Source organism: Roseovarius sp. (genome assembly GCF_040223625.1).
GTDB lineage: Bacteria > Pseudomonadota > Alphaproteobacteria > Rhodobacterales > Rhodobacteraceae > Roseovarius.
In genome coordinates, this window is sequence record NZ_JAVKFX010000050.1 from 38947 (window position 1) to 52147 (window position 13201).

Here is a 13201-nt window from a genome sequence, read left to right on the forward strand (position 1 = left end):
CTTTCAGGACCGGTTTCCTAATTCATTAGCAGGGGTCGCAATTACCCCAGGCTGACGCTGGCCGCGCTTTCCGGCAGTTCCTCGTCGAAGCAGCGCTGGAAGAACTCGGCCACGGTCTGGCGCTCGAGCTCGTCGCACTGGTTGAGGAAGGTCAGGCGGAAGGCATAGCCCACGTCGCGGAAGATATGGGTGTTCTGCGCCCAGTTGATCACCGTCCGGGGGCTCATCACCGTCGAGAGGTCGCCGTTCATGAAGGCCGTCCGCGTGAGGTCGGCCACGGTCACCATCTGGCTGACCTGTTGGCGGCCGTCCTTGGTGTTGAAGAGCGGGTTCTTGGCCAGCACGATGTTTGTCTCGGCGTCGTGGCTGAGATAGTTCAGCGTCGCGACCATCGACCAGCGGTCCATCTGCGCCTGGTTGATCTGCTGAACGCCGTGGTAGAGGCCGGTGGTGTCTCCCAGGCCAACCGTGTTCGACGTGGCGAAGAGGCGGAAGCAGGGGTGGGGCGTGATGATCTCGTTCTGGTCGAGCAGCGTGAGCTTGCCGTCATGTTCCAGCACCCGCTGGATGACGAACATCACGTCGGCGCGGCCGGCATCGTATTCGTCGAAGACGATGGCGACGGGGTTGCGCAGCGCCCAGGGCAGGATGCCCTCGTGGAACTCGGTCACCTGCTTGCCGTCGCGCAGCTTGATCGCGTCCTTGCCGATCAGGTCGATCCGGCTGATGTGGCTGTCGAGGTTGACGCGCACGGCGGGCCAGTTGAGGCGGGCCGCGACCTGTTCGATATGGGTCGACTTGCCGGTGCCGTGGTAGCCCTGGATCATGACGCGGCGGTTGTGGGAGAAACCCGCGAGGATGGCCAGCGTCGTGTCGGGATCGAACTTGTAGGTGGTGTCGAGCTCGGGAACCCGGTCGGTGCGGTCGGAAAAGCCGCGCACGACCATGTCGGTGTCGATGCCGAACACGTCGCGCACCGAGATCTCCTCGGTCGGTTTGGCATTCGTGTCTATGGTTCCATCCGCCATTGGTCGGGTCCTCTGGGTTCGCATCGTGAATTTCGCCACGTGGTGCAACATAAAGCCGGAAAGGGCAAGGGGTAGGGGAAGTTTTGCTGGACGTCACGATCAACTGACTTACCGTAGGTCGAAACGAGTTGGTGTGTAATGTCGTCTGAGCTTCAGGAAATCGAAGAACTAATCGCCCGTATGGCCCTGAAGGACCGGGCGTCCTTTCGCACTCTCTATTCCCGCACCTCGGCGAAACTTTTCGGCGTTATCCTGCGTGTCTTGGATGACCGGGCCGAGGCGGAAGACGTGCTGCAGGACGTTTATGTCAAGATCTGGAACAACGCCGACCGATACCTCGCCAATGGCCTGAGCCCGATGACATGGCTTATCTCCATCGCCCGCAACGCGGCCATCGACCGGAAGCGGCGGGCGCGGCATTCGACCAGCGGCGACGTTCTGACCGCCACCCTGGCCGACCCCGCGCCGGGGCCCGAGACGATGGCGATCCGGGCGTCCGAACGGGACCGGCTGGACGGGTGTTTCGGCGAGCTGGACCATCAGCACGCCGATGCCGTGCGGCGCGCGTACCTGGAAGGCGACACCTATGCCGAATTGGCAGAGCGGTACAACGTGCCGCTCAACACGATGCGAACCTGGCTGCGGCGCAGCCTGTTGAAACTGAGGGAGTGCCTGTCTCGATGAGCGGCACCACGCCAGACCCGAACGACGACGTCGTTCTTGCAGGGGAATACACCCTGAGCCTGCTGCCCGAGGAGGAGTTGGCGGCGTTCGAGGTGCGTCTGGCGTCCGAGCCCGAATTGCGGCGCATCTGTGCGATCTGGGCCGAGGAGTTTTCGGGCTTCGCCGATGACGTGAAACCGGTGACGCCGACGGAGGACGTTCTGACCCGCGTGGAGATGCGCCTTTTCGGAGAGAGCGCGCCCGGGCGCCGTGCCGGGCTGTGGCAGCGGTTCGGGCTGACCGGGCTGGCCGTCGCGGTTCTGGCGGTGCTGCTCTTCGTGTCGTCGGATTTCCTCGACCAGGGGCCGGTGCCGCCGGAAACGCCGGCCTACACCGCCGAAATTGCCGCCGAGGACCGCAGCCTCGTGGTCGAGGCGGCTTATGATGCGGAAAACGCCGAGCTCTATGTCGAACGGCTGGCGGGCGAGGCCGCGGAGGGCCGCGCGCTGGAGCTGTGGCTTATCGCGGGCGAGAACGCGCCGGTGTCGCTTGGTGTTCTGCCGCAGGAGGACAGGACGGTCTTTACCGTCACGCCCGAGTTGCAGGACACCCTGCCCGGCGGGGTGCTGGCCATCTCGGACGAGCCCGAAGGCGGCTCGCCCACCGGTGCGCCGACCGGGGCCGTTCTGGCGACCGGGCCGATCACGGGTGCGTGAGACTGCGCGTTTTTCACATTTTCTCTGAAACTCTGACCGCCGCCCTTCCGTGGGTTGTTGCATGTTCGGGCAATGACGCCCGGGACGACAGAGAGGAGATACACAATGTTCAACAAGACACTTGTCGCCGCCACCGCGGTCGCCGCCATGAGCGCCGGCGCAGCACTCGCCGAGAACCCGATGGTCGGCGGCGCGCCGATGTATGCGGACAAGAACATCGTGGAAAACGCCGTGAACTCGGCCGATCACGAAACCCTTGTCGCGGCCGTGAAAGCTGCCGGTCTTGTCGATACCCTGTCGGGCGAAGGCCCGTTCACGGTGTTCGCCCCGACCGACGCGGCCTTTGACAAGCTGCCCGCCGAGACCCTGGAAGCGCTGATGCAGCCGGCATACAAGGACAAGCTGACCCAGATCCTGACCTGCCACGTCGTGTCGGCCGACGCGATGTCGACCGCCATCAAGGGCATGGTCGACGATGACGGCGGCATGCATATCGTGCCGACCGTGGGCGGCTGCGAGCTGGAAGCGACCTACCAGGGCGACAATATCATGCTCAAGGACGAGCGCGGCCAGATGATCAACGTGACGATCGCCGATGTCGACCAGTCGAATGGCGTGATCCACGTCGTCGATACCGTGATCCTGCCCGCCGAAGGCTGAGCGCGATCACCGAATTGTGCAGGGCGGCGCCCTTGCCGCGCCGCCCTGCAACCGGCATCTTTGGACCCACAAGGACCGAAGGGAGGACTCCGCCATGGACCGCAGAGGCTTTATCGCCATGATCCTTCTGGGCGGCACGGCCGTATCGCTGACGTCGCTGGGCGCCGCAAGCTCGGCCTCGGGCAATTTCGAGGTGACCCGGACCGAGGCGGAATGGCGCAACATGCTGACCGACCTGCAGTACAAGGTGATGCGCGAGGAGGGCACCGAGCCCGCGGGCAGCTCGCCGCTCGACAAGCAGTATGCGGAGGGCACCTACCACTGCCGCGGGTGCGACCTGCCGCTCTATCCTTCGGACACCAAGTATGACAGCGGGACAGGCTGGCCCAGCTTCTACCGGCCGCTCGAGAACGCGGTGGAGACCAAGCGCGATTTCAAGCTGATCTATCCGCGCACCGAGGTGCATTGCCGCCGCTGCGGCAGCCACCTGGGCCATATCTTCAACGACGGGCCGGAGCCCACGGGCAAACGGCACTGCCTGAACGGCGTGAGCCTGGTGTTCAAGCCGGCGTAAAGGCGCCGACCCACCGGAAATCTCGCAACGGTCGCCATTCGGGGCGGCCGTTTTTCGTTTGCGCGGTCGCCGCGGAGGCCCGTTTCCGACCTGCGGGTCGCGAACGGAGGCGACAGGGCGCGCGCCGGGGCGCATCCGGTCTGGAAAACAGCAAGCGACAGGCTCCAGATGTTCGAGCGCCGGATCCCCGAATGGCTTCGCCATGCCCCCGCACCGTCGATGCGCGGTTTCGCCATGCTCGCCGGGGCCGAGGCCGTGGCGCGCGGTATGCTCGTCTCGGTCTTCCCGATCGCCATGTACCAGGCGCTGGGCGACGCGCAGGTTGTTTCGGCGATCTATTTCCTGACCGGGTTGCTGTCGCTGGTGGCGGGGCTGCTGGTGCCCTGGCTCAACCGGTTCATTCCGCGGCGCTGGCTCTATGCCGGGGCAGGGACGTTGTTCCTGTCGGGGGCGCTTGCCGCGGCCACGGGCGGGTCCGGAGTGATTGCCGGGCTGGTGATGATCACGGTCGCGACGGTGTCGCTCTTCGTGTGTTTCAACGCCTATGTGCTGGACTATGTCGAGCGGGCCGAACTGGGCCAGTGCGAGACGCTGCGCATGTTCTACAGCGCGCTCGGCTGGACGATCGGCCCGGTGGCCGGCGTGACGCTGATGCAGTGGTGGGGGCCGGCGCCGTTCCTTGTCTCGGCGGCGGCGATCTGCGGGCTCTTGACGCTGTTCTTCGTGATGCGGCTGGGCAATGGCAAGCTGATCACGCGGGCGCGGCGCCCGGCGGCCAACCCGGTGCGTTATCTGGGCCGTTTCTTCGCCCAGCCGCGGCTGGTGGTGGGCTGGCTCTTCGCGGTGATCCGGTCCTGCGGGTGGTGGGCCTATGTCGTCTACCTGCCGATCTATGCCGTCGAAAGCGGGCTCGATCCCCAGACCGGTGGCGTCATGATGTCGGCCACCAACGCGATCCTGTTCCTGACGCCGGTGATGTTGCGCTGGATGCAGCGGCACACGGTGCGGATGGCGGTGCGGACGGGGTTCGCCTGTGCCGGCATGCTGTTCCTTGCCGGTTGGATGCTGGCGCCGACGCCGGCGCTTGCGCTGGCGGTGCTGTTCTGCGGCTCGGGCTTCCTTGTGCTGCTCGATATCTGCGGCGGGCTGCCGTTCCTGATGTCGGTGAAGCCCTCGGAGCGGACCGAGATGTCGGCGGTCTATTCCAGCTTCCGCGACGTGTCGGGGATCCTGACGCCGGGGGCGGCGTGGCTGGTGCTGCTGGTGGCGCCGGTGTCGGGCATCTTCGCCTTCGCGGGGATCGCGCTGGCCGGGTGCTGGGGGCTGGCAGCCACGTTGCACCCGCGCCTGGGCGCCCGGCGGCTGGGGCCGGAGCCCGTCACGCCCTGACGCCTACTTGAAGTTCCGGCTCGGCTTGATCTGGTCCCAGGCCCAGACGACCTGTTGAAGCTGTTCTTCCTGGCTGCGGTCTCCGCCGTTGATGTCGGGGTGCAGCACCTTGATCAGCGACTTGTACGCCTTGCGGATATCAGCCTTCGACCAGGTATCCTCGGCCTCGAGAATCTCCAGCGCGCGGCGCTCGGTCGGGGGCAGCTTGCGCTGCTGGGTGCGGGCCTTGCCGGGGTTCTGGGTGGCGTTGCCGCCGAGAACCTGGTGCGGGTCCTCGATGCCCAGCCGGGCCCAGGCGCGCGCCTCGGGGTCGTTGAAGGCCTTGGTTTGGCGTTCCCAGACCTTGTCCTTCGACATCTGGGCGTTCATCTCGGCCTCGGTCGTGCCTTCGAAGAAGTTCCACTTGGTATTGTACTCGCGCACGTGGTCCTTGCAGAACCAGTAGAAGTCATCCAGCACGTCGGGCGCCTTGGGCGCGCGGTACTTGCCGGGCTCGTTGCAGCCCGGATGGTCGCAGACGCGGGTCGAGGTTTCGGACGCACCCGACATGCCGCGCCGGCCGCGCGGGTTCTTCTTCTTCGAAGCGCCGACAGAAATATCGAATCCGAATGGGTCACTCTTGGACATGGGCTTCCCTCTGCGAGTCAGATCGGAGAGTTTAGATTATTGGTTGGCAAATTGAAGAGGGCAGTTTGTAAAAATCTGGTGGAGGAGCGGTAAATCGCGGGCGGTGCGGCAGATTTCGCCGCCTCAGCGGCGCGGGGTTTCACCGTCCTCTTCTTCCCGTGTGTCATCGGTGGTATCGTCCTGCGCCTCTTCGGTCTCGGGTTCTGTCTCGGGCGTATCGGACAGCGCTTCCTCGTCCTCGATCCGGACGGGGGCGTCGTCGTTGGCGGCCCGCTCCTCGGTGTCGGTTTCGGGCAGGTCCTCGGCGTCGGGGGCCCCGGTCTCGGTTGCAACCGCGGTAATCGGCTCGCGGCGGGTGAATTTCAGCTCTTCCTCGGGCGGCGGGCCGCGCCGGGCGGTCAGCGACGGCACCGGGCGTTCCGCGGAGCCGGTGCCCTTGGCCTCGCGCCGGAAGACCAGCACGCTGCGGTAGACGGTGTTGGTCGAGGTCAGGCCCTGGCGTTCCTCGCTGGGCAGGATATCGGCGCGCAGGTATTCCCAGCCCTGCGCCGCCATCTCGTTCATCGCCTCTTCGAGCCCGTGGGCGAACCGCGCTTCCGCGCCTTTGACCCCGGGGGCCTTGCGCCCCTTCGAGGGGGCCGGGATAACCTTGTATGTGTAGCGCGTCATGCCGCCTGCCTTTGCTGAAATGCGGCGTGCATCCTAGCGGCAAAGGCCGTCAGTGCAAGGCTTACTCGGCGGGATGGAGCCGGGCGGCGGGAACCGCCCGCAGCGCGCGGTGCGTGGCGAGCGCGCCGATGGCCATCGAGGTGACCGCGAGGATCGCGGCGATGGAGAGCGTGGGCACGCCCGAGAGGCCCGCACCGACGGTGCAGCCGCCGGCGATGACGCCGCCGAAGCCCATCAGCGCGCCACCGGCAAGATAGCGGCCGGTTTCCGCCGGGGTCGAGAAGCTTTGCCAGCGGAAGCCGCCCGACAGCAGCGCCGCCGCCAGCCCGCCCAGCAGAACGCCGCCGATCAGCCCGGTGCCGAAGCCCGCCGGAATGGCGGTCGAGGCGACGGTGAAGAACAGCGCGTCGGTCATCGACGAGGTGAAAGCCAGCGATTCCATCGCGATCGGGTCGAAATCGTCGTAGAGAAGGAAGCCTGTGCCGACCCAGCCCAGCGGCACCAGCAGGCCGATCAGCGCGGCCAGCACCAGCATGCCGGGGCGGTTGCCCGAGCGAAGGGCGTAAAGCAGCGCGGCGGCGGCGATGACCGCCGTCCAGATCAGCGGGTTGCCGGGCAGGGCGGCGCTGTCGAGCGGCATCGTGACCGAGCCCAGCGTGGTGCGCAGGGGCGACAGGATGCCCTTGAGGGCGGCGTGCGCGGTGATGGCGAAGATCACCACCACGGTCAGCGCGCGCAGGTTGCCCGAGGCAGACAGCACCGTCAGCCGGGAAATGCAGCCCCGGGTCAGCACCATGCCCGCGCCGAACATCAGCCCGCCGAGAGCGACCGCCAGCACCGGCAGGTCGGCGGCCATGAAGCGGTGATCGCCGAAGCCGATCCAGCCCTGCGCCACGGCGGCCTGCGTGCCGAGCACCGCCACGGCAAGCGCCGTCAGCCAGACGCCGGCCGCCTGCTTGCGATCCTCGCCCACGAGCGAGCGGCGCAGGCAGAACCGGGTAATCTGGGCCAGCGCCCCGAAGGCCACGCCCAAGGCAAGTGCGAACCAGACCACCGCCTGCGGGGCGGTGAGGGTTTCGAAACCGAATTCTTCAAACATGGCAGCCTCGGTAGAGAAGCGGAATTTTTTCCCATCTGGCGTGGAATCTGCCGCCGATCAAGCATTCTGACCTGTGAATATCTACCAGGTTTCGGGAAACCGTTCGCCTCTGCGCGTCCCGGCAGAACAGTGTTCCGGTTGACGCCGGGGCGGGGGTGAAACGTTTTCCCTCTGCCGGGTCCGGCGTGAAGCGGTCCTTATTTGCTGTTGACCACCGCTTTCGCCTACCGCCCCCGGATACGCGGGTCGAGCGCGTCGCGCAGCCCGTCGCCGAGGTAGTTGACCGATAGCACCGTCAGCGAGATCGCCAGGCCCGGCCAGAACACCCGTTCCGGGTAATCCTGCAGGTAGACCGTCGCGTCGTTCAGCAGGCGGCCCCATGTCGGGAAGTCAGGCGGGAAGCCCAGGCCGAGGAAGCTGAGCGCGGATTCGGTGATGATGGCGTTGGCGATGCCGAGCGTGGCCGAGACCATGATCGGCGAGAGCACGTTGGGCAGCACGTGCCGGGTGATCAGGTTGAAATTGGTCGTCCCGATCGAGCGGGCGGCCAGCACGAATTCCCGTTCCTTCAGCGCCAGCACGTCGCCGCGCACGACGCGGGCGGTGGGCATCCAGCTGGTCACGCCGATGGCGAAGACGATCAGGATGAAGATGCCCGTCTCCGGCCCGAAGGTGGTGTTGAGCGCCTGCCGGAAGAGCAGCACCATCACCAGCAGAAGCGGCAGAAGGGGCAGGGACAGGAACAGGTCGGTCAGCCGCATGAGCGGCCCGTCGAGCCGCCGGAAGAACCCGGCCAGCACGCCGATCAGGCTGCCGAGGCCGAGGGCCAGCAGCATCGCCGTCAGCCCCACGGCGATCGAGACCTGACCGCCCGCCATCATCCGGGCCAGCGTGTCGCGGCCAAGCTGGTCGGTGCCGAACGGGTGCGCCCAACTCGGGCCCTCGTTGCGGGCGCGGATGTCGATATAGGTGGCGTCGAGCGTCCAGACGAACGGGCCGAGATAGACCACGACGATGATCAGCAGGAAGAGGATGCCGCCCGCCAGCGCGCCGCGGTGGTGCTTGAACTGGTCCCAGACATCGCGCCACTGGCTGCGCGGCGGGGTCGCGGGCCGGGGATCGCTCAGCGCGCCCAGCGGGGTGGGGGCCGGGGTTTTCGGCTGCGGATTGTCGGGTTTCGGATCAGTCATAGCGGATCCTCGGGTCGAGCAGGCCGTAAAGCAGGTCGGCGATGATGTTGAAGAGCACGATCAGCACCGCCAGCATGAAGGTGACGGTCTGGACCATCGGCAGGTCGTTGGCCTGGATCGCGGTGATCAGAAGCTGGCCCAGCCCGTTCACCTTGAAGATCTGCTCGGTGATGATGGCGCCGCCGAAGATCTGCGGCACGCCGAGCGCGATGACGGTCACCACCGGGATCATCGAGTTGCGCAGCACGTGGACCAACACCACGATCTGTTCCGACATGCCCTTGGCGCGGGCGGTGCGGACGTAATCCTGGTTGAGGTTGTCGAGCATCGAGGCCCGCATGAAGCGGCTGATCTGCGCCGTGGTTTGCAACGCCAGAACCATCACCGGCATGACCATCTGCTTGAGCTGCATGACGAAGGTATTCCAGTCGACCACCCGGTGCGTGGTGTCGTAGATCGAGGGCAGCCAGCCGAGCTGGACCGAGAAGATCACGATGACCAGCACGCCGGAGAAGAAGGGCGGGACCGAGTAGCCCACCATGGTGATGAAGGTGCCGACCTGGTCGAAGACGGAATATTGCCGGTAGGCCGAGTAGATGCCGATGGGCAGGGCGATCAGCACCCCCACGACATAGGCCATCGCCACCACCCAGATGGTCTGGGGCATCCGCTGCACCACGATATCCATCACCGGCGAGCGGGTCTGCCAGCTTATGACGCGCTGCTTGTCGGCGGCCAGTTCGGTGCCGAACAGGTGGTCGGTCAGCACCATCGGCTCGACCACGAAGAACTGCCACAGCCACTTGCCGAAGCGGATATGCGTGGGCTCGCCCAGCCCCAGCGCTTCGCGCATCTGGGCTTTCACTTCCGGCGGGACCGTCAGCGGCACCTGGGCCATCGGGTCGCCCGGCGCCAGTTCCAGCAGAAGGAAGATGACGAGCGCGATGAACAGCAGCGTCGGAACCGACAGGACGAGCCGGCGAATTGTATAGGTCAGCATTCAGCCGCACACCCTCTGAAAGTCACCCTTCGTCGGGCGCGCGGCTAACCCGCGCGCCCGGTCGTGGCAAGCGTTCAGTTGGTGTCCTTGCGGTACCAGTTGGCGGCGTTCCAGAGCTCGCTGTCCCAGGTGTTTAGGATGACACCGCCAAGGCTGTTGGAATGGGCGGACACCCGGCCGCGATCGACCAGCGGGATGATCACGTATTCCTGCATCAGCATGTCGTTCATCGCCTTTGCCAGTTCCGCGCGCTTCTCGAGCTCGCCGGTCTGCTGCATCTCGTCGACGAGGGCGTTGTATTCCTCGCTGCAGAAGCGCGGCATGTTGTTGCCCTGCCACTGGTTTTCCGGCGCCGGGATCTGGTCGCAATGCCAGTTCGACATGTAGGCCTCGGGGTCGGTGCCGTCGAAGTTGTTGGCGTACATCTCGACATCGGCGAAGAACTTCTGGAACGTGTCCGGGCTGCCCGGGTCGCCGCCGAAGAAGACGCTGGAATCGATGTTGCGCAGCTCGGCCTCGACGCCGATTTCCGACCACCACTGCTTGATCAGCGCCTGGAAATCCTGGCGCACGGCGTTGGTCGAGGTCTGGAACAGCATCGACAGCTCGACCCCGTCCTTGTCGCGGACACCGTTGCCGTTGGTGTCGGTCCAGCCGGCCTCTTCCAGCACGGCCTTGGCGCCCTCGATATCCTGCACCTTGCAGTCGTCATTGGCGGTGGAGGCGTAGATTTCCGGCGCCGGCAGCACGTTGCAGGTCACCCGGCCCGCGTCGCCATAGCCGATCTCGACCAGCAATTCGCGGTCGATCGCCATGGACAGCGCCTGTCGCACGGCCTTGTCGGTCAGGAAGGGGTGCGGGTGATCGAGCGTCGCCCGGCGGTCGCCGAGGTCTGCGGACGGGTCGGTCTGGTTGACCATGATCCGTTCGACCAGCGTGCCGAAGCCCGAGATGATCTGGCCCTTGCCGGCCGATTCCATGTTGGCCAGCACGTCGGGCGCCAGTTGCAGGTTCCAGGCGTAATCGAATTCGCCCGTCTCCAGCACCGCGCGGCCCGCCGCCGTGGCATCGCCGCCGCCCTTGAAGACGACCGAGGCGAAGGCCGGTTTCTCGGGGTCGCGGTAGTTTTCGTTGGCTTCCAGCGTGATCACGTCATTGGGCCGGAAATCCGTCACCACGAAGGGGCCGGTGCCGATCGGGTTGAAGTTCTGCTCGGTGCATTCGGGCGCCTTGGGCCCGAGGCAATCGGCGAACTGCGCCTTTTGCAGGATGGGCGACTGGGCGCCCACGAAGGCGGTGTAGGGGAAGGGCTTGGGGTTCTTGAACTTGACCACGGCGGTCAGCTCGTCCGGCGTCTCGATGCTTTCGATGCCGCCGTATTTCTCGATCTGGGCACAGCCGCCGCCCTCGGCGGTGCAGTATTCCCAGCTGAATTTCACGTCTTCCGAGGTGACGGGCGAGCCGTCGGACCAGACCAGCCCCTCGGTCAGCTTCCAGGTGATCGAGGTCAGATCCTCGGACACGCCGCCGTTCTCGACGGTGGGTACCTCGTCGACCAGCCACGGCACCATGTCGCCGTTCTCGTCGTAGCGGGCAAGCGGTTCGAGCACGAGGCTGGCGGCCTCGAGATCCTTGGTGCCGCCGGACAGGTAGGGGTTCATGATCGAGGGCGCCTGCCAGTAGATGATACCGACCTGGCCGTCTTCACCACGCTCGGCCTGCGCCATTGGGGCCAGCGCCGATGCGGCGATTCCCCCGATGAGGATAGTTCTGAGTTTCACTTTGCTTCTCCCTTGCTGGACGTTCTGTCGTCTCTTTTACGGTTCGGGCGCCGTTGATCGGTGCCGTCCGTTGTTGTTGGTTCGCACTGCGATACTGACGGAGATGCCGCGAATATCAAGGATTTCCGTACGGCGATCCGCGACGTCAGCGATTCCGCGCAGGTTGTGCCGCCAAAAAGCAAAACCTCCCGCGCGGGAGGCGGGAGGTCATGGTCGTGCTTGTTGTATATGGAGCGGGTCTACTTGCTGGCCGGGGCGATGATCATGATCATCTGCCGCCCTTCCATCTTGGGCATGTTCTCGACCTTGCCGATTCCCTCGACATCTCCGGCGACCCGGTGCAACAACTCGCGGCCCAGGTCCTGGTGGGCCATCTCGCGGCCGCGGAAACGCAGGGTGACCTTCACCTTGTCGCCATGTTCGAGGAACTTGACCACGTTGCGCATCTTCACGTCATAGTCATGCGTGTCGGTGTTGGGGCGGAACTTCACCTCCTTCACCTCGATGACCTTCTGCTTCTTGCGCGCCTCGGATTCGCGTTTCTGCTGTTCGTACTTGTACTTGCCGTAGTCCATGATCTTGCAGACCGGCGGCGTGGCGTTCGGCGAGATCTCGACGAGATCGAGTTCGGCCTCGAAGGCCAGGTCCATAGCCTTTTCTGGGGTCACCACGCCGATGTTTTCCCCCTCTGGGCCGATCAGGCGGATTTCAGGGGCACGGATCTTATCGTTGACGCGGGGGCCGGTGTCGCGCGTCGGGGGCGCGTTGTGGGGTCTGCGGGCTATGGCTTTGTTCCTTTGTGTCGTGATTGTTTGAGTGCGCAAGGTAGCGTCCCGTAAGGGGCGTTTCAAGCTGCAAAATCAGCGGCTCGGGGCCGAAACGGGGCCGGTTTTCCCTTGCGGCTTTTCTGTTAGGATAGTCATGTGGATACTGAATTTCAGACGGCCGCCGGCTTAGGGGGCGGCCATTGCCAAGGGGAACGACCATGCGAAACCTGCTCTGGATCCTAATTGCTGTTCTGGTCATCGGCGGCGGATACCTGCTTTTCACCGGGAAATCGGTGCAGGAGGTGCTCGGGGTGAGCGACGAGACGGCCGAAGAAGTGGCCGAGGATGCCGGCGATGCGGCCGACGCCGCCGGGGAAAGCGCCGAGGAGGCGGCGGAGGCCGCCGAGACCGCGACGGAAGAGGCGGCGGAGGCCGCGGAAATCGCGACGGAAGAGGCTGCGGACACCACCGAGGGCATGGCCGATGAGGCGGCCGAGGCCGCGGACGAGGCGGCCGAGGTGGCCGAGGAGGCCGCGGCAGAGGCGACGGAGGCGGCCGAGGACGCCGCCGAAATCGCCGGGGAAGCGGCGGAAGATGCCGCCGACGCGGTCGAGGAGATGGCGGACGACGCGGCCGAGACGGCCTCGGAGGCGGCGGATGCGACGGGCGAGGCCGCCAGCGACGCGATGGAGGCATCGGACGATGCGGCCGAGACCACGGAAGAGGCCGCGGAGGAAGACATCATCGAGCTGACCATCGACGATCCGGCCGACGCGACGGTCGCCGGGGAGGCCGCAGTGGAAGGGGCCGCGGCCGAGGAGGTCTTCACGGTAGAGGGGTTCGATATCGACCAGGCGGTCGAGCTGATCGAGGCGTCGGATCTCGACGCGGTTCAGCGCACGACGCTGATCGAAACGCTGCGGGAGGCCGCGGGCGATCCCGAACAGCTTGAAACCGCGCTGAGCGCGGCGCGTGAGGCGCTTGACCTGTAAAGGGCAAGGCCGGGAAGCAGCGAAACCCGCGACGGTGTGACCGTCG

At 65.8% G+C, this 13201-nt stretch carries 14 protein-coding genes; 6 read left to right on the forward strand and 8 right to left on the reverse strand.

Annotated elements, in window-relative coordinates; translation table 11 throughout:
- Positions 1 to 41 precede the first annotated feature (41 nt).
- Positions 42 to 1028, reverse strand: coding sequence for a cobaltochelatase subunit CobS (gene cobS, locus RLN94_RS15785; protein WP_350169236.1), 987 nt, complete (start codon positions 1026 to 1028; stop codon positions 42 to 44).
- Between the two features lie 138 nt (positions 1029 to 1166).
- Between cobS and RLN94_RS15790 the strand changes: the two genes are divergently transcribed.
- From RLN94_RS15790 to RLN94_RS15810, 5 genes are all read left to right on the forward strand, one after another.
- A complete protein-coding gene (locus RLN94_RS15790) occupies positions 1167 to 1712 on the forward strand; it encodes a sigma-70 family RNA polymerase sigma factor (RefSeq protein ID WP_350158643.1) in 546 nt (181 codons plus the stop codon).
- Positions 1709 to 2407 (forward strand): anti-sigma factor, encoded by a 699-nt coding sequence (locus tag RLN94_RS15795; RefSeq protein ID WP_350129792.1) that lies wholly within the window; start codon positions 1709 to 1711, stop codon positions 2405 to 2407. The genes RLN94_RS15790 and RLN94_RS15795 overlap by 4 nt, the downstream gene beginning before the upstream one ends.
- Before the next feature lie 105 nt (positions 2408 to 2512).
- Positions 2513 to 3067, forward strand: coding sequence for a fasciclin domain-containing protein (locus tag RLN94_RS15800; protein ID WP_350129789.1), 555 nt, complete (start codon positions 2513 to 2515; stop codon positions 3065 to 3067).
- A gap of 94 nt (positions 3068 to 3161) precedes the next feature.
- Positions 3162 to 3641 carry a peptide-methionine (R)-S-oxide reductase MsrB gene (gene msrB, locus RLN94_RS15805; RefSeq protein WP_350129786.1) on the forward strand — a complete coding sequence of 160 codons (480 nt, stop codon included), beginning with the start codon at positions 3162 to 3164 and terminating at the stop codon, positions 3639 to 3641.
- A gap of 168 nt (positions 3642 to 3809) precedes the next feature.
- Positions 3810 to 5030, forward strand: coding sequence for an MFS transporter (locus tag RLN94_RS15810; protein WP_350129783.1), 1221 nt, complete (start codon positions 3810 to 3812; stop codon positions 5028 to 5030).
- Between the two features lie 3 nt (positions 5031 to 5033).
- On the opposite strand, the gene RLN94_RS15815 is transcribed toward RLN94_RS15810, so the two are convergent.
- The 7 genes from RLN94_RS15815 to infC all read right to left on the reverse strand — a co-directional run bounded on the left by RLN94_RS15815 (position 5034) and on the right by infC (position 12247).
- Positions 5034 to 5657 carry a J domain-containing protein gene (locus RLN94_RS15815; RefSeq protein ID WP_350129780.1) on the reverse strand — a complete coding sequence of 208 codons (624 nt, stop codon included), beginning with the start codon at positions 5655 to 5657 and terminating at the stop codon, positions 5034 to 5036.
- A 123-nt stretch (positions 5658 to 5780) separates the two neighbouring features.
- Positions 5781 to 6326, reverse strand: coding sequence for a DUF4177 domain-containing protein (locus RLN94_RS15820; RefSeq protein ID WP_350080064.1), 546 nt, complete (start codon positions 6324 to 6326; stop codon positions 5781 to 5783).
- 61 nt (positions 6327 to 6387) lie between these two features.
- Positions 6388 to 7425, reverse strand: coding sequence for a YeeE/YedE family protein (locus RLN94_RS15825; protein WP_350080066.1), 1038 nt, complete (start codon positions 7423 to 7425; stop codon positions 6388 to 6390).
- Positions 7426 to 7649: 224 nt separating this feature from the next.
- Entirely contained in the window at positions 7650 to 8615 is a 966-nt protein-coding gene (locus RLN94_RS15830) for an ABC transporter permease (protein ID WP_350080068.1), read from the reverse strand.
- The gene (locus tag RLN94_RS15835) at positions 8608 to 9615 is read right to left on the reverse strand and encodes an ABC transporter permease (protein ID WP_350080070.1); all 1008 of its coding nucleotides are present in this window, start codon (positions 9613 to 9615) and stop codon (positions 8608 to 8610) included. The genes RLN94_RS15830 and RLN94_RS15835 overlap by 8 nt, the downstream gene beginning before the upstream one ends.
- Positions 9616 to 9689: 74 nt before the next feature.
- Positions 9690 to 11396 (reverse strand): peptide ABC transporter substrate-binding protein, encoded by a 1707-nt coding sequence (locus tag RLN94_RS15840; RefSeq protein ID WP_350080072.1) that lies wholly within the window; start codon positions 11394 to 11396, stop codon positions 9690 to 9692.
- A 239-nt stretch (positions 11397 to 11635) separates the two neighbouring features.
- A complete protein-coding gene (infC, locus tag RLN94_RS15845) occupies positions 11636 to 12247 on the reverse strand; it encodes a translation initiation factor IF-3 (protein WP_433962432.1) in 612 nt (203 codons plus the stop codon).
- 134 nt (positions 12248 to 12381) lie between these two features.
- On the opposite strand from infC, the gene RLN94_RS15850 reads away from it, so the two are divergent.
- Positions 12382 to 13155 carry a translation initiation factor 3 gene (locus tag RLN94_RS15850; protein WP_350080074.1) on the forward strand — a complete coding sequence of 258 codons (774 nt, stop codon included), beginning with the start codon at positions 12382 to 12384 and terminating at the stop codon, positions 13153 to 13155.
- Positions 13156 to 13201 lie beyond the last annotated feature (46 nt).